The organism is Solitalea canadensis DSM 3403 (assembly GCF_000242635.2).
GTDB classification, from domain to species: Bacteria; Bacteroidota; Bacteroidia; order Sphingobacteriales; family Sphingobacteriaceae; genus Solitalea; species Solitalea canadensis.
Map to the genome: position 1 here is coordinate 2,650,387 of NC_017770.1, position 21,308 is coordinate 2,671,694.

The following is a 21,308-nucleotide window of genomic DNA, read 5'->3' on the forward strand; positions in this document are numbered from 1 at the left end:
CAACAGGCATTTTTATTTATATTCATCTCTCCAACAAGCAATTACAATGGAAGCAACAGCAGAATTTATAAAAGCCATTGAAGCTAATGAAACCACAATTGTTGAACAATTGATCTCTTCACAACCCGAATTAGCAAGTGCTAAATTATCATCCGGGTTATCCACGCTCCTACTTGCCTCCTATTACAGGCATCGGGAGTTGATCGATATTTTATTAAGAAACCGAAACCAAATCGATTTGCACGAAGCATCTGCTTTAGGGCAAACCGCATTAGTAGATGAATTGCTATACAGTGAACCTTTCTCTGTCAATTCTTTTTCTGTAGATGGTTTTACTCCATTAGGATATGCTTGTTATTTCGGACATTACGATACTGCCAAATTACTGATCTACTGCGGAGCCAGTGTTAACCTGCCTTCCAATAATGAATTTAAAGTTTCCCCTATTCATTCAGCTGTCGCCAATCAGAGTGAATCAATCACTCAATTACTGATTGACCATAAAGCAAATGTAAATGCTACCCAGGTAAGAGGAATTACGGCATTACATACAGCAGCTCATAATGGCAATAAGCGACTTATTGAACTCCTATTAAATGCAGGGGCCAATAAAAATGCAAAAATGGAAGACGGAAGAACCCCATGGGAAATGGCCGAAAAAAACCATGAAGAATTAGTAGAATTACTTTGCTGAATACAAGTGCCTTCTTTCTAAATAACGCCAATAAATAATAAACCCATACAATTACTTACTGTATGGGTTTATTATTTTATATGGAAATAATTTTTACAGCTCCCAGATATTGGTACCTCTTCGTTGTTTAAAATACATGCGAACGTTTAGCAACAATACTCCTACTAAGTAAAATATTACGGGAAATCCTACAGCAATAAATGAAGAGTAAATAAAAAACAGACGTAATTTCGAAGTGGAAATATTAAACCGGTCGGCAATGTAATTGCACACTCCAAAAGACTGACGTTCAAAAAAACAGATTATTCGTTGTAACATTTCTTTAAGATATTTACTCCAATACTGCAATTTAAACAATATTTTTTATCGCAGTAGTTATTTTTTAATTGGACCAATGCTTGTGATTGTGCAGCATTTTCACATTTTACTCCAAAGGTCGAAAAAAGTTTCGTTATCACATTATTCTCACTTGGTATAGTTTCTAACAAACTTAGTGCCTGTCGACTTACATCTTCATTGTGATGCTGTTTGCCATAGAAAAATATAAACGGAATAACTACATTAATAAGTATGTTATAGATTGATTCCCTACCTAAAATTTTCTCATCTTCTCTATCGGTAGCTTTATCAAAGCTAAAATGAGTGTTCCAATACGATGAAGCCTTTATATCAAACAAAGGTATTAATTGCTTTACTTCTGCTTTTTCCAGTATCCTATTTAATAAATGATTGGATTTAAAAACTAAATCAGCGAACTGTGCGATTCTAAGTGTGGGGAAGTTTGAAGGCCTCAACCGCAAATATTTCCACAAATGAGCATCCACTGGTTGTAAACGATGCTTTATCGCTAAAAACTCGTATTCTTTCCTTAATTTCTGAGGATATTCATCGTTAAAATCTTCTATTAATAATCCGGACTGCCCAAATAAAAGCGACTCAAGTTGAAAAAGGCTGTTTTTATGTTTGGCTAAAATTAAAGACGGTAGTGACCTGGCTAAAAGTAAAAATGGTTCAGCATTTATATTAAAACCGAATCCTCTGGCGATCATTCTATAAAAGGTTTCTTCCCAATTATTAACAGTATTCTTCAATTCATACTCAATGAGTTGAATTTTATCTTCCAATCGCTCTACAAGCAACCGCTCTAACCAATTGGTAATTGCTAAAGAGTTAACAGTTGATAAAAACGACTGGCAAGGAAGTCCCTGACTTGCTTTCAATAATGCATGATAGTTTTGAAGTACCTTTTCATGAAGCCTGTTGCCTAACGACAAAGTCGGGATAGCGATACCCAAAGTGTTTATGATTAGCTGATCAGCATTTAAAACAACGTGTAAAATAACGTTATCATAAGTTTTGTCATTAAAATGTTTGTGTTTATACCAATCAGAGGCGTTCTTATGAATCTCCACATTCCCGGCCCAAACGGTTTGCCCTATTTTAATACGGGCATTGAAGAAATCAGGTCCGGCGTGTTTATTATGAGTTCCTGCATTAATAATCGTAATTAACTCACCATCTGTTGTGTACAAATTAAGTACATCCATTAATTTGTACTTCCATACAAAATGTAAAAAATCCTCATTCATAAATAGCTGCTAATTGGAACCGATTAAGTTTGGCACAAAATCGGCATCCTTTTATCAGTAATTTAACGACGATCAACGGAATTAGTTGATATGTTTTTTACCTAATTATAAAGCGAATCAATTAGCTCAGGATGCAGTGAAAACAAATCACTCTGTGCGGAAAACTCCGGCGTTGGACCTACAGCTCCGGTTTTCTTTAAGATGGCCGGCTGCTACACATACAACGAGATGTAAATAAAATTTAGTATCGAACGAAAATATATAAATAAGACGTTCTTCAAACAGTATCTTTATCAGCTCAAAGAACAATCACCTTATCCTTTTTATTATGCAGAAACCATCAAAAGACGAGTACAATCCTTATTATCAACATTATATTGATCTGGTTCCGGACGGAAACTTTGAAACTGTTTTTACGGATAATTCAATTCAAACCATCCACTTTTTTGAAAATATTACGACAGAAAAGCATGATTTTCGCTATCAGCCGGGCAAATGGTCTGTAAAGGAAGTATTGATGCATATTATCGATACAGAACGGGTAATGTCTTACAGAACGTTGGTAGCCGCAAGAGGTGATAGTAATACCCCACTACCAAGTTTTGATGAAGACGGTTATGCAAATAATGTGGATGTAAGCCATAGGACTATGAATGATCTGCTTGATGAATTTAAGGCAGTACGGAGCGCGACCGAAAAGCTTGTAAAAAATTTAACAGCAGCTCAGGTAAAATTTAAGGCAAATGCCGTCACCCACCCAATAACAGCATGTGCCTTAAGCTATATAATGATCGGGCATATTAACCACCACATCAATGTTCTTAAAGAACGCTATCTATAGCACCCGAATCATTTGGTTAACCTGCTGATTTTCCTAATCTCGGCAGGTTTATTTCTTTGATACTTTTTTTACGGAAGATCAACGTTCCAACACAAAGTCCGATCGCAAGAGAGAAAAGCAGTGAACCCGTCAGAATAAAATAATGGGCCGTTTCTGTTAATAAATGCGGTGAGCTAAAAGCGAGATCCTTATCGGTTAGTTTTGCCACCCCTAACATAGTACGATAAGCGTACAATCCCGGAATCATTGTGATACATGCCGGCATTGAAAACACAATTGGCGGAGTATGAACAATATGCGCAACAAAAATACTGGCAAAGCCTATTAACAATGATGCAGATAAAGTTGATACAATAATACTTTGTCCGCATTCTTCCCTTAAAATAAACCGAAGCATGTGACCGGCAGCGCCCAACAAACCTGCTGTAATTAATGCTTTCTTGGGAGTATTAAATAATAAAGCGAAGCCGATTCCTACAAAAAAAGCCAGTATACCGTCTCTTAAAATGAGTACTAAATTCGATTCCAAATTCATAGCTATGCTGTATTAATAATTGTTAAATCCTATAATTAACATGCTTAGTATCATACCAATAGCGATACTAAGTACTATGCAGGCTCCATAAATTCCACGGGCAATTGCTGTTGGGATATGCCCTTCAACAAGGTCCATAATGGCATTCAATAGCGGAACGCCGGGTACCAAGTACAAAACACTGGTAGCTAAAGTTGATTCAGGAGTTTTTCCTATATGCATTAAAACGTCCAAGCCTGCAATAATACTGGTAACAAAAGAAGCTGCCAGTACAGATATAAGTACGTTGAATCGTCTCTTAGTGAGTAATTGCCTGCAATAAAGTCCGGCAACAGAAGCGATAAAAGCAATGCCTGCGTTTTTATAATCGCCATTCATCAATAAGCACAAGCTTGCACAAGCTAATCCGATACCCAAAAAAAGTACCCAGCGAGGGTAATGAGGTATTTCCCTGATCTTTTCTACTTTGGCTTCCACTTCTTCTATTTCCATTTGTTCATTATGAACATCCCAGGATAGAATGCTGATGCTACTCACAATGGCAAAATTGACTCCATGCATTGGTACCCGTTGAAATCGGGTTACAGTATCCAGTGGATTTTCCTTATCAGTTAGCGTTATCATTATGCCGGTAAAGGATGAAAACAGCTCAAGGTTGTATCCCCATGCATTTGCTATACGAAGCATATTTACACTAATACGTCGGCTATTACTACCCGATGTGAGCAGCAATGCTCCTATCTTAAGCAACAGATTGGCAACCCGGCTGGTGCTACCGCTTGGTGATTGGCTCACTTCTGTGTTCATTCTAAAAATTTTAATATTATTTTTATGTATTCGTGTTAAATTGATCTCCTTAAGAATACTGATTAATTATCATTTTATGCCAAACAGTACTAATCAAGGAATTAAATCTAGTTAAGTCGCATGAGATTTAATAGGTTCAATAGCAGTAACCACTAAACAATGGCAAAATTCATTCGATTTACTATTAAATTATATGAATATTATCAGTTTAAAACATGTTTTTAAACATGTTTTATATCATAAAATCTAAATAAAAATCAATTTTCATTAACTTGCCTTAGATTTTTAACAGATCATCTGAAATTTAACTTTTTATTCCTGTTTATGTTAATTCGTACCGATTCTCAACACCCTGATTTCATATACCTTGTATCATTGCTAGACGGAGACCTAGCCATTCGTGACGGTGAAGATCATGCATTCTATGACCAGTTTAATAAAATTGATTCAATTAAACATGCAGTTGTAGCTTATTTAGATGAAATTCCGGTTGGCTGTGGCGCTATTAAACAATATGAAGATGGCGTAGCTGAATTAAAAAGAATGTATGTTAAGGATGATTGCCGAAGAAAAGGTATTGCCAGTGCTGTTTTAGCGGAATTAGAGAAATGGGCAAAGGAACTCAATTATTCTTCATTAATATTGGAAACCGGGAAAGCGCAGCCAGAAGCAATTGCTCTTTATCAGGGAAAAGCATTTTCAATCATTCCTAATTACGGACAATATGCCGGCGTCGATAATAGTGTTTGCATGAAAAAGCCTATTTAATAAATACGTAACAATTAGGAAACAACAATTCAACCGTACATCCGTTAAATAGGAAATATATCTCTTACTATTATGAAATGTCCAAATTGTAGTGAAACATTGGTAATGACCGATAGAAATGGTGTGGAAATCGATTATTGTCCTCAATGCAGAGGAATCTGGTTGGATAAAGGTGAACTGGATAAAATTATTGAACGTACAGGAAATCACTACTCAAGTCGCGAAAACTATGATAATGATTTTAAACGTTATGGATATGATGAACATGACAAAAAGAATTATCATCCCAAAAAGAAAAAATCATTCTTAAGTGATTTTCTTGATTTTGACTAAGATACATGCATAAAAAAAGCGACAATCAGCTGATTGTCGCTTTTTCATTATAAATATTTATCTAGTAAAATATCCATTTCGTCTCGCAGTTTTTTAGCTTCTTCTCTCGCCTTTTCAGCAAAATCTTCTCCTTTTGAAGCATATATAATAGCCCTTGAGGAGTTTACCAATAAACCGCATTTATCATTCATGCCAAACTGAGCAACTTCTTGTAAGCTGCCGCCTTGTGCCCCTACACCCGGAACCAGTAAAAAATTATCAGGAGCAATCTTTCTAAAATCACTTAGTTCACTTGCTCTTGTTGCTCCAACTACAAACATAATTTGTTCAGGCGATCCCCAGGTATGAGCAGTTTTAACAACTTTTTCAAACAGCTTTTCTTCAGATTTAAGTTCAGAGAACTGGAAATCCTTTCCACCTTCATTTGAAGTAAGTGCCAAAAGAATTACCCATTTATTATCAAAACCTAAAAACGGACTAACACTATCAACTCCCATGTATGGAGCTACAGTTACCGAATCAAAATCAAAACCAGATTCTTCTTTATTAAAGAAGGCTCTTGCATACATGGCTGAAGTATTTCCTATATCACCACGTTTTGCATCAGCAATAGTAAATATATTTTCAGGCACAAGATTCATTGTTTCCTGAAGATTTTGCCACCCTTTCACACCCATACTTTCATAAAAAGCTGTATTGGGTTTATACGCAACACAGAACTCCGCAGTAGCTTCAATAATTTGACGATTAAACTCAACTACTGGATTTTCTTCTTTTAATAAATGTGGCGGGATTTTTGTTATATCGGTATCAAGGCCTACACACAAAAAGGAACGTTTTTCTAAAATAGTATCAAATAACTGCTGTCTGGTCATAGCATAAAATCAGGTCGACAAAGGTAATTTAATTTTCAACATCTCAACACAGAACAAAAGAACCTTTGCTTTTTTAAATACTTAAATCTTTAAAATTTTATGAAAAACAATTGTAAAAAAATTTGATTAATTAAAATTAATAACTACTATTGCAATGTTATCTCTTTCTAAAACTCTTTTGTGAGAGAAAAAATCAACAACTTTTCTATATCAAATTTCGAAACTATATTATACTACTATTACCATTAGTTATATTCTCTTTATCATTAAGAAACATTCTTTACTGATTCCAAAAAAAATTTTTATTTTAATTGATGTACGACATTATTGAACTGAACGACAAGCTCGTCTCGGAGCTTAGAGAGATTGCAAAGGGACTTGAAATTCCTGATTTTGACGAATTACGGAAGCAGGAACTCATCTACAAAATCCTTGATACTCAAGCAATTTCAAGTATCAGCAATCAGGCTGCTATTGAAACGGATATTATTAATGAGGCAGATACCGACTTTGAAGAACCAACCTTCGATGACGACTCATTAAAGGAAGCATCTAAACGCAAAAGAATTACGCGAAAAGTACCTAAAGAAGCTGAAAAAGTGGTTTATGCAAGTAAACCTGCTGCGGAAACAGAAGAAACGCCTGCAGCTCCACCGGAAGCTCCTGTAACTGAAAAAAGAGAATTCACACCTACAGAAAACCGCCCGCAACGTCGTCGTACAGAATATACAAACGACAAAAACACAAAACAACCAACTTATCAAACCCCATCAAACCAACATACGGATCCTAAGACACGTACAAGCTTAGAATCAAATGCATTGGCTACGGTTGATTTTGAAAATGTTATTGTTAATGAAGGTGTTTTAGAGATCATGCCTGACGGTTATGGTTTCTTACGTTCGGCTGATTATAACTATTTAACTTCCCCTGATGATATTTATGTATCACAGTCGCAGATAAAATTATTTGGTTTAAAAACCGGAGATACTGTTCGCGGTAGCATTCGCCCTCCTAAAGAAGGTGAGAAATACTTCCCATTGGTGCGTGTTGAATCAATCAACGGACGCGTACCCGCAGAAGTTCGTGACCGCGTTCCATTTGATTACCTTACTCCTCTTTTCCCTTATGAGCGCTTAAACCTGTTTACAGATAACAGCACTAACCAATCTACACGTATCATGGATATGTTTACACCAATTGGTAAAGGACAACGTGGAATGATCGTGGCTCAACCTAAAACCGGTAAGACTTCTTTATTAAAAGATGTTGCCAATGCAATTGCAGCTAACCACCCTGAAGTTTATTTGATCATACTTTTGATCGATGAGCGTCCTGAAGAGGTGACAGATATGGCTCGCAGTGTACGTGCCGAAGTAATTTCATCAACTTTTGATGAGCCTGCTGAACGTCACGTTAAAATTGCCAATATCGTTTTGGAAAAAGCAAAACGTATGGTAGAATGCGGACATGATGTAGTTATCTTGTTAGACTCGATCACTCGTTTAGCACGTGCATACAACACTGTTCAACCTGCTTCAGGTAAAATTTTATCTGGAGGTGTTGACGCCAATGCATTACATAAACCAAAACGTTTCTTCGGTGCTGCCCGTAAAATAGAAAATGGTGGTTCATTAACCATTTTGGCAACAGCATTGATTGATACAGGCTCTAAAATGGACGAGGTTATCTTTGAAGAATTTAAAGGTACCGGTAACATGGAGCTACAGCTGGATCGCAAACTTTCTAACAAACGTATCTACCCTGCTATCGACCTTACTGCATCAAGTACTCGTCGTGAAGATCTGTTACTGGACAAAGAAATGCTACAACGCATCTGGATCTTACGTAACCACTTGGCAGATATGAACTCTCAGGAAGCGATGGAATTCTTGCTATCGCGAATCAGAGGAACAAAATCAAACGAAGAGTTCTTAGTTTCAATGAACGGATAAAAATATCGATGTGAATTATGAGATGTGAGATATGAGTTTAGGGTATGAGATTGATTTCGATTGATCTCATATCAACAATCTCACATCTCAAATCTAATATCAATGAAAAAACATATACCAAACTTTATTACTTGTTTAAACCTGTTTTCAGGTTGTATTGCTGCTGTTTATGGCATAAATGCGGTTGAAATCAGTGATCTGAAAGTGGTAACCTACTTAATGTTGTTAGCCGCTTTTTTTGATTTTATAGACGGTTTTGCTGCCCGCTTGTTAAATGCTCCATCAATAATCGGAAAAGAGCTCGACTCATTGGCTGATATGGTAAGCTTTGGGTTTGTACCCGGCGTTATATTGTTCACCATTTTAAAGCATTCTCTAGCTCCTGATTATCAATATTTAGCTTATTCAGGGTTTATTGTAACTATATTTTCGGCTTTACGCTTAGCCAAATTTAATGTAGATGAACGTCAGACTGATCGTTTTATAGGCGTTCCAACCCCTATTAATGCTTTATTTATAGGTTCTTTTGCTTTTATTTTAGATAGCTACCCTATTATTAACTGGGTTTTGGAGCATCCGCCATTTTTTATTTTCTTGTTAATCATCATTCAGAGCTATTTACTGGTTTGTGAATTGCCTCTTATTGCACTCAAATTCAAGTCATTCGACTGGCAATCCAATAAACTTCGGTATATTTTAATCATCTCTTCGATGGTATTCATCATTTTGTTTAAATTTGCCGCAGTTCCGCTGATCCTGTTGATTTATATTCTATTATCATTGGTTGAATATAAAGTATCACCGGAATAGTAGAGTTTAATTAGCATTAATTGAAACCTGTTGGAAGTGTCAGCTGCCAATAGCAACTAAAAAAATAAAACTAAAAAACATGAAATTTATTGCTGAAATTGATGTAATGCCGTTAAAGGAAATTCTTGATCCACAGGGAAAAGCTGTAACCGGAAGTATGAAAAACTTAGGTTTAAGTGAAATTCATAATGTGCGTATCGGAAAACACATTACTTTAGAAGTTGAAGCTGAAAACGAAGCAGTTGCTACTGAAAAAGTTGATACTGCCTGCAAAAAATTACTTGCCAATTTAATTATGGAGCAATACCATTTTACTTTGCACCAGGCTTAATTTTAAGAAAATCAGACGATCAAAACGTTTGATCACATTATAAAACAAACCGGTAATAATCTTACCGGTTTGTTTTTTTTATTCTTATTGAATAATTTTGCGTACTTCAAGTTTATCAGGACATTCTTCTAGTAGAGTGGCTATCGTTTTCTGATAAACCGGATGAATTACTGATGCAGCAATTTCATTAAGCGGTATCAAAGCAAAAAGCCTGTTTTGTAGCTCAGGGTGCGGTATTGTTAGACGTTGTGTATTAATCACCGATTGACCCAATAACAAAATATCAATATCAATCAATCGTTCTCCCCACCTTTCAAAACGTTCTCGACCCAACTCATGTTCAATTTGCAGTATATCAGCTAATATTTCATGGGCATTGTCTTTAAATGGATTGATTTTAACCGCTTGATTTAAAAAATCAGGCTGATCGGTTTTTCCCCATGCATCCGTTTCATACAGTGACGAACACCCGTTAATCTCCCCCACTCTTTCTTCCAATAACTTAATAGCTTGGGCCAAATTTTGTTCCCTATTACCTAAGTTTCCTCCTAATAATACATATAGCTCATTCATTAAAAAATAGCGTAGATTATGATTTACGAGCAATTTTAATAATAATTTATTTAGTATACTTGTGTAAGATTTATTAGTTTTAAACATCATCGAAAAACATTCACAAGTTTTTTAAATTAAATAGCTATTCAACATAAAAAATTCTTCATGGCTCAATTTTTCAAATTTGTATTTGCTTCCATGTTGGGTACGTTTATTACCCTCATTATTGGTACAATACTTTTCTTCGCGATCATTGCCGGAATTATAAGTTCTGCAAGTAAAGAGAAAAATGTTCAGATTAAAGATAACTCAGTACTCGTATTGAATTTTGATTACGATATTCCGGAACGCACTCCTTCTGATCCTTTCTCTGACTATAATTACAATGACTTGCAGAGTAAAAATACAGTAGGATTAAACGATATTTTGAGTGGCATTAAAAAAGCAAAAGACGACCCGAAAATCAAAGGTATCTATATCAATTCGACTTCCGTTGGAGCAGGCTTTGCTACAGTTGAAGAAATCCGTAATGCCCTGATCGATTTTAAAACTTCAAAAAAATTCATTGTTGCCTATAGCGAGTACCTTACTCAAAAAGGATATTATGTAGCTACTGCAGCTGATAAAATTTACCTAAATCCTGTAGGAGGACTTGAATTTAAAGGTTTTGGCAGTGAAATCATGTTTTTAAAAGGTGCCTTGGATAAACTGGAAATTGAAGCGCAGGTAATCAAGGTTGGCACTTATAAAAGTGCTGTAGAACCTTTTATCCTTGATAAAATGAGTGACGCTAACCGTACTCAAACCATGTCTTTTTTAGGTTCGATGTATAACCATTTTTTAGCCAAAATTGGTAAATCACGGAAAATAACAACCGATTCCTTGAGACTCATTGCTAATCAGTTATTAGCACAGTCGCCTGAAGATGCATTAAAATTGAGACTTGTTGATGGTTTAAAATATAAGGACGAGATCATTCATCATTTAAAAGCACAAACTAAAACCAAGTCTGAAGACGATGTTAATGTTGTGAGCTTAAAGAAATACAGAAGTTCTATTGATGAAACCGGAGAATTGCCATCTGACCGTATTGCTGTTGTTTATGCATCAGGTGAAATTACAGGAGGCGAAGGTAACGACAATGTTATTGGTTCTGAACGTATTTCACGTGCCATTCGCGAAGTGCGTGAAAATGACAAAGTTAAAGCTATTGTTTTCCGAGTAAATTCACCAGGAGGAAGCGCTCTTGCTTCCGACGTAATATGGAGAGAAGTTGAGTTAGCTAAAAAAGTAAAACCTGTTGTTGTTTCGATGGGCGATTATGCTGCTTCCGGAGGATATTACATTTCATGCGCCGCAAATAAGATTTTTGCTCAACCAAATACTATTACCGGCTCTATCGGAGTTTTCGGTATCATTCCAAATGCACAGAAATTCTTTAATAATAAGCTGGGCGTAACTTTCGACGGGGTAAAAACTGGCGAACATGCAGATATGGGAACCATCAGCAGACCTTTATCTGATTCTGAAAAACTGATTTTACAACGTGAAGTAAATCAAACCTATAACACCTTTACTAAAAAAGTAGCCTCTGGCCGCAGCAAATCGCAGTCTAATGTGGATAGCATTGGCCAGGGAAGAGTATGGAGCGGTACAGAAGCGCTAAGTATTGGTTTAGTTGATAAAATTGGCGGATTAAATGATGCGATTGAAGAAGCCGCTAAACTAGCTAAGATTACCAGCTATAGAACGGTGCCTTATCCTTCTCAAAAATCAATCTTTGAAAGTTTCTTTGGTAATGTGACGGATGATATCCAGACTTCGATTCTTAAAAAAGAGTTAGGTCCGGAATACAAGATCTACGAACAAATTAAAAAAGTTTCACAGTTAAAAGGCGTTCAAGCACGCATGCCGTTTGAGTTTTCAGTAAATTAAGCTTATAACTTCATCCAAATAAACTAAAATCCCTATATGAAACGATCAGCCACCGCAATCTGGAAAGGTTCAGGAAAAGAAGGAACCGGAACCCTTTCTACTCAAAGTACAGTTTTAAATAATACACAGTATTCATTTAACAGCCGTTTTGCTGAAGGTATTGGAACCAATCCGGAAGAGCTAATTGCTGCTGCTCATTCAGGTTGTTTTACGATGAAGCTGAGCTTTTCATTAAATGAAGCAGGCTTTACTGCCGATGAAATCAACACTCAATGTGCTATAACATTTGAAAATGGTGCATTAGTTGAAAGCCATTTAACAGTAAAAGCTAAAGTTCCGGGCATTGATGCCGCAATATTTCAGGAATGCGCAAAAGATGCAGAACTTAACTGCCCGATTTCAAAAGTTTTAAATACAAAGATTACGATGGAAGCTGAATTGATTTCATAATTTGTATCAATTCTGATTCTTTAAAAAATAAAAACGACTGAGTTTTTCAGTCGTTTTTTTATTTTCATGCTATCAACAAGATTGGATAAAATTATAGCACCGGTTTCTGATAACTGGTAACTTATAGCTAATATTGCAGTAATGGAAAACAAGATGATTGCCCGCACATTGCGTTTATTATCGCAATTAATGGAGTTACAGGAAGAAAATCCGTTTAAAATAAAATCAGTAGCCAATGCAGCTTTTAAAATAGACAAGTCTGCGGTTAAAATCAGCACCCTCCCGCTTGAACAACTTGAAAAAGTGGATGGTATTGGTAAAAGTATCGCACTTAAAGTTGATGAGCTTAATCAAACCGGATCTATTGAAGAGCTCACGCAATTATTGCAAATAACTCCTTCCGGAATTGTTGAAATGCTGACAATAAAAGGATTAGGACCTAAAAAAGTGCAGATCATCTGGAAACAACTTGGTATTGAGAGCATTGGTGAACTTTATTACGCTTGCAATGAAAATCGATTAGTTGAGGCTAAAGGGTTTGGATTGAGGACCCAGGAAGATATTAAACGCATCATTGAGTTTACCATGTCGAATATTGGTAAATTATTATACGCGCGAGCTGAAGAAGTTGCAGATAAACTTATTGACCTATTAAACTCACTTTCAGGAGTTTTCGAAGTTAAAGTTGCCGGACAAATGGCCAGAAAATGTGAGATTATTGATATTTTCAGCTTTGTTATTGCTACTGAGAATCCTTCATTAGTTATCGAACAATTAAATACGACAGAACATTTTACAGGAACTTCAATACAAGAGAATACCTGGAATGGCTCTTTCGACAATTTTCAACTTGAATTAGTGCTTTCTGCACCCGCTGAACTTACGTGGAATGCATTTGTTGCAACAGGAAGCAGCTCACATGTTCAGTTAATCTCCGCTTCCGACAGTCTTGACGAGCTTAAGTTATTAACATCTGAACAATCAATTTATGAATCTGTTAACTGGCCTTACATCATACCTGAATTAAGAGAGGATTGGGACGAAAATAAGCTAAAATCTATAGATCATGGTAATATTATAGTTCTAGAAGACCTAAAAGGAACAATACATAATCACAGTACTTACAGTGATGGAATTCATACTTTGCGAGAGATGGCATTGTACTGCAAGGACTTAGGTTATGAATATTTAGGTATTTGTGATCACTCTAAGTCTGCATTCTATGCAAATGGATTATTTGAAGACCGGGTTGCAAAACAGCATGCAGAAATTGATCAATTAAATATTGAGCTTGCTCCTTTCCGCATTTTTAAGGGAATTGAGTCTGATATTTTGTATGATGGCGCTCTTGATTATGCTGACAATGTACTTGCAAGTTTCGATTTAGTAGTTGCTTCGGTGCATTCACAATTAAAAATGACTCAAGAAAAAGCAACTGAACGTTTACTAAAAGCTATTGAAAATCCGTACACAACGGTACTGGGCCACCCTACCGGACGTTTATTATTGGCTCGTGAAGGTTATTCAATTGACCATAAATTAATCATAGATGCTTGTGCTGCAAATAATGTAGTTATCGAACTAAATTCAAATCCTTTGCGTTTAGATATGGATTGGAAATGGATCGATTATGCATTAAGCAAAAATGTAATGATCTCTATCAATCCTGATGCCCACCGTAAAGAAGGTATTCATGATATGAAATATGGCGTACATGTTGCACGAAAAGCTGGATTAACTAAAAATATGTGCTTTAATGCATTGTCGGCAGTGGAAATTGCTGCTAAATTTGCGACAAAAAAGTCAAAATAGATTTTCAGCATCTATATTAGCTTATTGAACCATACAAATGACTCCAAAAACTAAAATTTTAATCATACGTTTCTCTTCTATCGGTGATATAGTTTGGACTACCCCCGTAATAAGGGCAGTAAAAGAGCAATTGCCAAATGTTGAACTGCATTTTGCAGTAAAATCTGTTTTTAAGGATGTTGTTAAAGCAAACCCCTATATCGATAAACTGCATTTACTTACGAATGACAATTTAAATCAGTTAATCGAATCTTGGAAAGATGAAAAATTTGATTACGTTATTGATCTTCATAAAAATCTGCGAACGGCAAAAATAAAATGGAAGTTAAAGGCTAAAACTTATACTTATACCAAGCTTAGCCTTCAACGATTTTTCTTCACACGTTTTCAATGGAAAATAATGCCCGATTGGCACATTGTTGACCGGTATATGAAAACAGTTGAGCCATTAGGTGTTGAGAATGATGGAAAAGGACTGGATTATTTCTTTCTACCGGAAGATGAAATTGCTACGGCGAATTTACCGGCACCATTGCAAAACGGATTTGACGTTTTTGTAATTGGAGGAAGTGCATTTACTAAACTACTCCCATTTAATAAGATGACCGAATTATGCGATAAAATCGCCCGACCGGTAATTTTAGTTGGAGGTAAAGAGGATATTGAAACCGGAGATTTACTTGAAGAACATTACAAACAAAAAGCGATTGAAAACCCGGAAAGCAATGTACCTGCAGTAATTAATTATTCTGGCAAACTAACTATCAGTCAATCAGCATGGTTGGTTAAGCAGGCAGGGCGAGTTTTTGGGCATGATACAGGGTTAACGCATATTGGAGCTGCTTTTCACGAAACAGTGTATTCAATTTGGGGAACAACCTCTCCTGTCGGTTTCCGTCCATATTGCAAAAATCCTGTAATTTTTGAGAATAATAACCTTAATTGCCGTCCATGTTCTAAAGCAGGCAGAAATTCTTGTCCCAAAAATCACTTTAAATGCATGAAAGAGATTGAATTTAATTTCTAACCAATTACAATGAAAACATTATACCTTGTCAGACATGCAAAATCAGATAAAACGATAACCGGTATCTCTGATTTTGAAAGACCCTTGAATGATCGTGGATTGAGAGACGCTCCTGCTATGGCAAAAATCTTAGCAAAAAAAGTAAACTCGCCCGATTTGATCTTATCAAGCCCTGCGGTAAGAGCATTAACAACGGCTCAGCTTTTTGCCGAACCCTTAAATTATAAGGCAGAAAAAATACAGCAATGTGCAGAAATTTATGAAGCCGGAGTTTCAACGTTATTGAAAACCATCAATGAAATTGACGACAGGAACAACTGTGTAGTTATGTTTGGACATAATCCAGGGTTAACAGATCTATTTAATTACTTAACTGACAACGACTTGATCAACCTACCTACCTCAGGAATCGTGAAGATAGATTTTGATCTGGATAGCTGGAAACTCGTTAGTCACGGAATAGGAATTTCAACTTATATTGACTATCCGAAGAAGGTTTGAGATGGTTTTGGGATATGAGATGTGAGATGCGAGATAACTAAACTTAATATTTTATGAGATAACTATATATTTTGAGATTTAAGATAACTGAACTTAAGATTTTAGAGATCGCTATATGATTGTTCAATGAATATAGAGATGTGAGATAAAGTATCAACAACACATGTCTCACATCTCAAATCCCATATCTCATATCTAAACAAAAAAAGAGCCCTGATCCGCCGGGCGACGGCATCAGGGCTCGGGACCAATTTATCAATAAACCTTATGATTGAGGTACATACACATTACGACGACTAGAATAAGTTTCGTCGTGTTGGCTCAGATCAAGACCAATGTTTTCATTCTCTTCGTCTACCCGTAATCCGATTAAAGCATTAGCAATCTTGAAAATTACCCATGAAACACAGAAGCTATAAGCTACTACAATTAATAAAGCGATCAGGTGCTTGTTAAACAAATCTATTCCTCCATAAAACAATCCATCTGCTCCGGCAGGATTAATTGTTTTATTAGCAAAAACACCAGTCAACAACATTCCTATAATTCCACCTAACCCGTGACAAGGGAAAACATCCAACGTATCATCAATAGATGTTTTTGATTTCCAGTGAACAGCCAGGTTAGAAATAATACTTGTTACAGCACCGATAAATATACTCGGACCGATTGCTACAAAGCCGGCTCCCGGTGTAATGGCAACCAAACCAACTACAGCACCGATGCAAGCACCCAAAGCAGAAGGTTTTCTGCCTCGGGCAGCATCGAAGAAAATCCAGCTTAACGCAGCAGAAGCAGAAGCTACTGCGGTAGTGGCAAATGCATACACAGCCAGTGAAGATGCAGATAACGCCGAACCAGCATTAAACCCAAACCATCCAAACCACAACATACCGGTTCCAAGAATTACATAAGGGATATTAGCGGGAAAAATACTATTACCTTTTAAAAGATCCTGACGAGGCTTAAGCACCAGAGCTCCGGCAAGTGCTGCACAACCTGCCGAAATGTGTACAACCGTTCCACCAGCAAAATCCAGAACACCCATTTTAAACAAGAACCCTTCCGGATGCCAGGTCCAGTGAGCAAGTGGAGTATAAACAAATAATGTAAACAAGATCATTACCAGTAAATAACCGGCAAATTTTATGCGTTCAGCTACCGCACCAACTACAATTGCCGGTGTTATAATAGCGAACTTTAATTGAAAAATTGCAAAAAGCATCAATGGTATTGTGGGAGCCAGCTTCCATGGAGCACCACTAAACACATGATTAAACATAAAAAATGTTTTAGGACTTCCAATAAAACCACCAACATCATCACCAAAAGCCAAACTAAATCCTACTACCACCCATAATACTGTAATAACACCTAAAGCGATAAAACTTGACAGCATGGTTGAAATAATATTCTTTTTATTAACCATTCCACCATAAAAAAAGGCTAAACCTGGCGTCATAAAGAAAACCATAGCCGAAGCAGTTAAAATCCATGCTATATCCGCAGGAACAATTGCTGAATTATCAGCATTCCCGCCCGAAACTGGAGCGAAAAGACCAACAACAGAAATCAACAGCAAAATAAACAGAAAAAAATGCCACTTTTTAGCCATAACTTGAAATATTATTTTCTTTATGGCTCAAAAATAAGATTAAATTTTATTTATCCATATAAAATTGAATAAAAAATAATCTTTTATTAGAATTTCAAGAAATAACTGTATAATATTTACCAGGTAACTGCTTAATAAGACTATTAAACTCTAATTGAAGAAGTATTTTTGAAACAAAACTACACGAAAACCCACATTTAAAGATTAAATCATCTATATAAATAGACTTTTCAGCAGAAATTATATCAAAAACAAACTTTTCATCCTTTGATAACTCAACAAATAACGAAATCGTCTTAATATTAGACTTTACTTTATCTTCCCACAGCATAAAACTGACAAAATCTTTGGCAGAAGTGATTATTTGTGCTTTGTTATCTCTGATGAGATTATTGCATCCAATAGAGTAATCATCATTAACTCTACCCGGAACTGCAAATACATCCTTATTATAACTATTGGCAATATCCGCAGTTATTAACGCCCCACCCGATTCTCCTGCTTCAATAACAATAGTAGCATCAGCTATTCCAGCTACAATCCTGTTGCGTTTAGGGAAGTTTTCACGATCTGCATTGGTTTCAGAAGGAAATTCACTTAGCAATCCACCTGTTTCCAACATTTTCTCAGCAATACTTCTATGTGTTCCCGGGTAAATTTTATCCAAACCATGAGCTAATACTCCTATTGTAGATAAATTATTTCTAAGCGCTTCCTTATGAGCCGCTATATCTATTCCATAAGCCAAACCACTAACAATAATTGGATTGTACTGACAAATACCTTCAACAAAACGACGGGTAAATTCCTTTCCATACTCCGTTGCTTTTCGGGAACCAACAATATTGATGATCCGTTGCCTGTTTAAATCACAATTTCCTTTAAAATAGATCAATATTGGAGCATCATTACAGTTTTTCAACCTTTTAGGATACTGAGGATCCGCATAAAAATAGGTTTCGATACCGTACCGCTCAATAAATCTAATTTCTTTTTCAGCCCTTAAGAGTACTGCTCTATCCTTAATAGCTTCAACTATTTTAGGTCCGATACCAGGAATTTTTAAAAGACTGATTTTTTTAGTGGTAAAAACAGCTTCAGCGGAACCGCAATAGCTAATTAGATTGCGTGCAAGGATGTCGCCAACCCCAGAAATCTGAGTTAACGCAATTTGATGTAATAAAGACAAGGTAGAATAAATTAATAAAGTACATAATTGTATACCTGTCCGTAAAAAACAGCAACAGGTATCAATTAGAAAAATTAAATAGCAGCTAACAATTATAATATTCCTTTATCTATACATAAGGAATGTGCAATACATATTTTGTTTCAAAGAAATCTTCTTTAAAGAAATCGCCTAATGGATACATAACAACCTGCTTGTTAATTTCAGCAATCTCTTCTTCTAAATCACCTCCTTTTAAATATAAAATTCCATTCGCAAGTTTATTTTTGCTTTCAGTAAGAAATTTACCTTTTACCCACGGACAAAAATTGTTTAACCGGGTAACAGCCCTCGAAACTACAAAGTCATATTTTTCATTTATTGTCTCAGCACGTGCATGTTCAGTTTTAACATTGGTAAGTCCTAATCCTTTGGCAACTTCTTCAACTACTTTTATTTTTTTCCCGATCGAATCAACTAAATGAAAAGAAACCTCAGGAAACAAAATAGCCAACGGAATACCCGGAAACCCACCACCAGTACCAATATCCAATATTTTTGTTCCAGCAGAAAACGTAATAACTTTTGCTATACCCAATGAATGCAATACATGGCGTTCATAAAGTTCTTCAATATCTTTTCTGGATACCACATTGATTTTTTCATTCCACTCAGCATATAAATTAAACAGTTTACTAAATTGTTCCTTTTGAGTAGTTGTAAGATCAGGAAAGTATTTTAGAATGATATCCATTATGAAAAGCGATTTATAGCTTACATTGTTACCCAATGTAACTATATATTATTTTTTGTATTTCGGAGTGTATTAAATAAGAGATCACGGGCACGGAACAACTGCGCTTTTACTGTTCCCAAAGGCAGATCAAGTTCTTTTGCTATTTCTTCGTATGAGTATTCTTCAAAATAGCGCAAGATCACCAAACGCTTATAACGGATAGGCAAGCCTTCAACAACATTTTTTAATAATGCAGCTTTTTGTTTACGGATAATACTTTCTTCAGGAGTTGGAGTATACCCGGCAACATCAAAGCTTTTTCCCGACTCTTCATCATCATCCATTGGTTCATCAATCGATAATGTTGCAATACGTTTCTTTTTAAGAAAATCAATACAGTTATTGGTTGCTATCTTAAACAACCAGGTACTAAAGGCAAATGTTGGTTGATACTTATCCAGATTTCTGAATGCTTTCGCAAATGTTTCAATCGTAAGGTCGTTGGCATCTTCCTTATTATTGACCATTTTCAGCAACATAAAATAAATCGAATCTCTGTAACGCGACATCAAAGCCCCATAGGCTTTTTGGTCACCTTCAATTGCTTGCTTAACGAGGTTTAAGTCGTTTACTGCATTGGTGGAGAAATTAGGATTTATTTCCATCGAACTTTACTTGCAGAAGGTTTAACCAAAGTCATTAACACTAAGTATAAGTTATAAACAAAATCATACAAAAACGAGAAGAACCAAAGATCTTGTACCTGAAGTTTTTGCATGGCTTTTCTATAAGTTATAGTTAAAAATATTAAATGTAAACCAAATATAGTAAGTACAACTTCGTAATTAATCTTCAAAATTAACGCTGCAATAAATACACCGTAAAATAATAATGCATTAATTGTTCTGATCGACAACATACATTTGTGATAAGGCTTATAAAATTTACCAACGCTCATATGTCTGCGCTTTTGTTGCCAGAACTCACTAAATGTATTTTTAGGTTCACTTAGCATCGCAGCCTCTTTAGAAACCTCAATGCGAGTGTTTAAAGCCGTTGCGTGAGCGTTTACGAACAAATCATCATCACCAGAAGGTAAATGCATATGACTTGCAAAACCTTTATTTCTGAAAAATAAGTCTTTTCTGTATGACAGGTTACGACCTACTCCCATATAAGGTTTTCCGGCATTGGCAAAAGATAAATAATTTAATGCCGTCATAAAGGTTTCGAAACGAATGAACTTATTTAAAAAACCCGATTGTTTACTATATGGTGAGTAACCTAAAACAATTTCCGTGTCATTATTATAATTCTCCACCATTTTAGCTACCCATAGGTTGCTTAGCGGTAAACAATCAGCATCCGTTAATAATAATAAGTCATATTTTGAAGCCTTAATTCCTAAGGTTAAAGCGAATTTTTTACCGTGTCTGTATTTGTCATTTTCTTCCAGTTGAACAATGCGCAGGTTTTTATATTTGGCCGCGATAGCATCCAACACATCTTTTGAGTCATCGTAAGAACAATCGTTTACAACAATAACTTCAAACTCCGGATAATCCTGTTCTAAAATAGCAGGAAGGTTTTTTTCCAGATTCGCGGATTCATTACGGGCACAAATAACAATGCTTACCGGCTCGTTTTTAACAAGGCGACTTTCCTCCTGTTTTTTAAATGCAAACTTGTTATACAATAAAAACAAATAGGCACAGTTAATAAGAAAAGTTGCCGTTAAAACAGCCAATAATGTTATGGATAAAGGCGTAAGTTCTATAGGCATGGTTTGATAAAAAAATATGGGCAAAGAAAACATTTTAATTCTAATGTTCATGAGTTGTTGATAAATTAATTGCACAAAAGTGTGCAATATCAGCCCCTAATTGCTGATTTATAAGTGATTGCCACAACAAGACAAAGTTCTCTTTTTACACTTTCCTACCTCCCTTTTTGTCTTCAAAAGCCTTACTC

23 protein-coding genes are annotated in these 21,308 nt (G+C 35.8%); 12 read left to right on the top strand and 11 right to left on the bottom strand.

Features of this window, described 5'->3' with window-relative positions; genetic code table 11:
- The first annotated feature begins 46 nt into the window (after positions 1 to 46).
- Complete coding sequence (locus tag SOLCA_RS11005; protein ID WP_014680518.1) at positions 47 to 694, top strand: ankyrin repeat domain-containing protein; 648 nt, start codon at positions 47 to 49, stop codon at positions 692 to 694.
- A 93-nt stretch (positions 695 to 787) separates the two neighbouring features.
- Here the strand turns inward: SOLCA_RS11005 and SOLCA_RS22815 are convergent, their stop codons facing one another.
- Together SOLCA_RS22815 and SOLCA_RS11010 are read right to left on the bottom strand one after the other, a co-directional pair.
- On the bottom strand, positions 788 to 1,012 hold the full coding sequence (locus SOLCA_RS22815) for a PspC domain-containing protein (RefSeq protein ID WP_157604557.1): 225 nt from the start codon (positions 1,010 to 1,012) through the stop codon (positions 788 to 790).
- Entirely contained in the window at positions 997 to 2,283 is a 1,287-nt protein-coding gene (locus SOLCA_RS11010; protein WP_014680520.1) for a DUF2851 family protein, read from the bottom strand. Before SOLCA_RS11010 ends, SOLCA_RS22815 begins: the two co-directional genes overlap by 16 nt.
- A gap of 328 nt (positions 2,284 to 2,611) precedes the next feature.
- Here SOLCA_RS11010 and SOLCA_RS11015 point away from each other — a divergent pair, with 328 nt between their 5' ends.
- Complete coding sequence (locus tag SOLCA_RS11015) at positions 2,612 to 3,124, top strand: DinB family protein (protein ID WP_014680521.1); 513 nt, start codon at positions 2,612 to 2,614, stop codon at positions 3,122 to 3,124.
- A gap of 16 nt (positions 3,125 to 3,140) precedes the next feature.
- On the opposite strand, the gene SOLCA_RS11020 is transcribed toward SOLCA_RS11015, so the two are convergent.
- Positions 3,141 to 3,659: a threonine/serine exporter family protein gene (locus tag SOLCA_RS11020; protein WP_014680522.1), complete on the bottom strand. Its 519-nt coding sequence runs from the start codon at positions 3,657 to 3,659 to the stop codon at positions 3,141 to 3,143.
- A gap of 12 nt (positions 3,660 to 3,671) precedes the next feature.
- Complete coding sequence (locus tag SOLCA_RS11025; RefSeq protein WP_014680523.1) at positions 3,672 to 4,466, bottom strand: threonine/serine exporter family protein; 795 nt, start codon at positions 4,464 to 4,466, stop codon at positions 3,672 to 3,674.
- 324 nt (positions 4,467 to 4,790) lie between these two features.
- Between SOLCA_RS11025 and SOLCA_RS11030 the strand changes: the two genes are divergently transcribed.
- Entirely contained in the window at positions 4,791 to 5,234 is a 444-nt protein-coding gene (locus SOLCA_RS11030) for a GNAT family N-acetyltransferase (protein WP_014680524.1), read from the top strand.
- A 72-nt stretch (positions 5,235 to 5,306) separates the two neighbouring features.
- Positions 5,307 to 5,567 carry a TFIIB-type zinc ribbon-containing protein gene (locus tag SOLCA_RS11035; RefSeq protein ID WP_014680525.1) on the top strand — a complete coding sequence of 87 codons (261 nt, stop codon included), beginning with the start codon at positions 5,307 to 5,309 and terminating at the stop codon, positions 5,565 to 5,567.
- A gap of 47 nt (positions 5,568 to 5,614) precedes the next feature.
- Here SOLCA_RS11035 and pyrF read toward each other — a convergent pair whose 3' ends face one another.
- Positions 5,615 to 6,442 (bottom strand): orotidine-5'-phosphate decarboxylase, encoded by an 828-nt coding sequence (pyrF, locus tag SOLCA_RS11040; protein WP_014680526.1) that lies wholly within the window; start codon positions 6,440 to 6,442, stop codon positions 5,615 to 5,617.
- Between the two features lie 314 nt (positions 6,443 to 6,756).
- Here pyrF and rho point away from each other — a divergent pair, with 314 nt between their 5' ends.
- The 3 genes from rho (at position 6,757) to purS (ending at position 9,538) form a co-directional block, all read left to right on the top strand.
- Positions 6,757 to 8,397, top strand: coding sequence for a transcription termination factor Rho (gene rho, locus SOLCA_RS11045; RefSeq protein WP_014680527.1), 1,641 nt, complete (start codon positions 6,757 to 6,759; stop codon positions 8,395 to 8,397).
- A 102-nt stretch (positions 8,398 to 8,499) separates the two neighbouring features.
- Positions 8,500 to 9,207: a CDP-diacylglycerol--serine O-phosphatidyltransferase gene (gene pssA / locus SOLCA_RS11050; protein WP_014680528.1), complete on the top strand. Its 708-nt coding sequence runs from the start codon at positions 8,500 to 8,502 to the stop codon at positions 9,205 to 9,207.
- 79 nt (positions 9,208 to 9,286) lie between these two features.
- Positions 9,287 to 9,538, top strand: a complete 252-nt coding sequence (purS, locus tag SOLCA_RS11055; RefSeq protein WP_014680529.1) for a phosphoribosylformylglycinamidine synthase subunit PurS — start codon at positions 9,287 to 9,289, stop codon at positions 9,536 to 9,538.
- Between the two features lie 84 nt (positions 9,539 to 9,622).
- Here the strand turns inward: purS and folK are convergent, their stop codons facing one another.
- Positions 9,623 to 10,111: a 2-amino-4-hydroxy-6-hydroxymethyldihydropteridine diphosphokinase gene (gene folK, locus SOLCA_RS11060; protein ID WP_042481143.1), complete on the bottom strand. Its 489-nt coding sequence runs from the start codon at positions 10,109 to 10,111 to the stop codon at positions 9,623 to 9,625.
- Between the two features lie 147 nt (positions 10,112 to 10,258).
- Between folK and sppA the strand changes: the two genes are divergently transcribed.
- From sppA to SOLCA_RS11085, 5 genes are all read left to right on the top strand, one after another.
- The gene (gene sppA, locus SOLCA_RS11065; RefSeq protein WP_014680531.1) at positions 10,259 to 12,028 is read left to right on the top strand and encodes a signal peptide peptidase SppA; all 1,770 of its coding nucleotides are present in this window, start codon (positions 10,259 to 10,261) and stop codon (positions 12,026 to 12,028) included.
- Between the two features lie 36 nt (positions 12,029 to 12,064).
- Positions 12,065 to 12,478 (top strand): OsmC family protein, encoded by a 414-nt coding sequence (locus SOLCA_RS11070; protein WP_014680532.1) that lies wholly within the window; start codon positions 12,065 to 12,067, stop codon positions 12,476 to 12,478.
- 141 nt (positions 12,479 to 12,619) lie between these two features.
- Entirely contained in the window at positions 12,620 to 14,290 is a 1,671-nt protein-coding gene (locus tag SOLCA_RS11075; protein ID WP_042479686.1) for a DNA polymerase/3'-5' exonuclease PolX, read from the top strand.
- 37 nt (positions 14,291 to 14,327) lie between these two features.
- Positions 14,328 to 15,317, top strand: coding sequence for a glycosyltransferase family 9 protein (locus SOLCA_RS11080; protein ID WP_014680534.1), 990 nt, complete (start codon positions 14,328 to 14,330; stop codon positions 15,315 to 15,317).
- Positions 15,318 to 15,326: 9 nt separating this feature from the next.
- Positions 15,327 to 15,818 (top strand): SixA phosphatase family protein, encoded by a 492-nt coding sequence (locus SOLCA_RS11085; RefSeq protein ID WP_014680535.1) that lies wholly within the window; start codon positions 15,327 to 15,329, stop codon positions 15,816 to 15,818.
- Between the two features lie 265 nt (positions 15,819 to 16,083).
- Here the strand turns inward: SOLCA_RS11085 and SOLCA_RS11090 are convergent, their stop codons facing one another.
- The 5 genes from SOLCA_RS11090 to SOLCA_RS11110 form a co-directional block, all read right to left on the bottom strand.
- Positions 16,084 to 17,433, bottom strand: a complete 1,350-nt coding sequence (locus SOLCA_RS11090) for an ammonium transporter (protein WP_014680536.1) — start codon at positions 17,431 to 17,433, stop codon at positions 16,084 to 16,086.
- Between the two features lie 94 nt (positions 17,434 to 17,527).
- Positions 17,528 to 18,622: a DNA-processing protein DprA gene (gene dprA, locus SOLCA_RS11095; RefSeq protein WP_014680537.1), complete on the bottom strand. Its 1,095-nt coding sequence runs from the start codon at positions 18,620 to 18,622 to the stop codon at positions 17,528 to 17,530.
- Positions 18,623 to 18,731: 109 nt separating this feature from the next.
- Positions 18,732 to 19,355, bottom strand: coding sequence for a 16S rRNA (guanine(527)-N(7))-methyltransferase RsmG (gene rsmG / locus SOLCA_RS11100; protein WP_042479688.1), 624 nt, complete (start codon positions 19,353 to 19,355; stop codon positions 18,732 to 18,734).
- A gap of 41 nt (positions 19,356 to 19,396) precedes the next feature.
- On the bottom strand, positions 19,397 to 20,002 hold the full coding sequence (locus tag SOLCA_RS11105; RefSeq protein ID WP_014680539.1) for an RNA polymerase sigma factor: 606 nt from the start codon (positions 20,000 to 20,002) through the stop codon (positions 19,397 to 19,399).
- The gene (locus SOLCA_RS11110; protein WP_042479691.1) at positions 19,993 to 21,120 is read right to left on the bottom strand and encodes a glycosyltransferase; all 1,128 of its coding nucleotides are present in this window, start codon (positions 21,118 to 21,120) and stop codon (positions 19,993 to 19,995) included. Before SOLCA_RS11110 ends, SOLCA_RS11105 begins: the two co-directional genes overlap by 10 nt.
- Positions 21,121 to 21,308 lie beyond the last annotated feature (188 nt).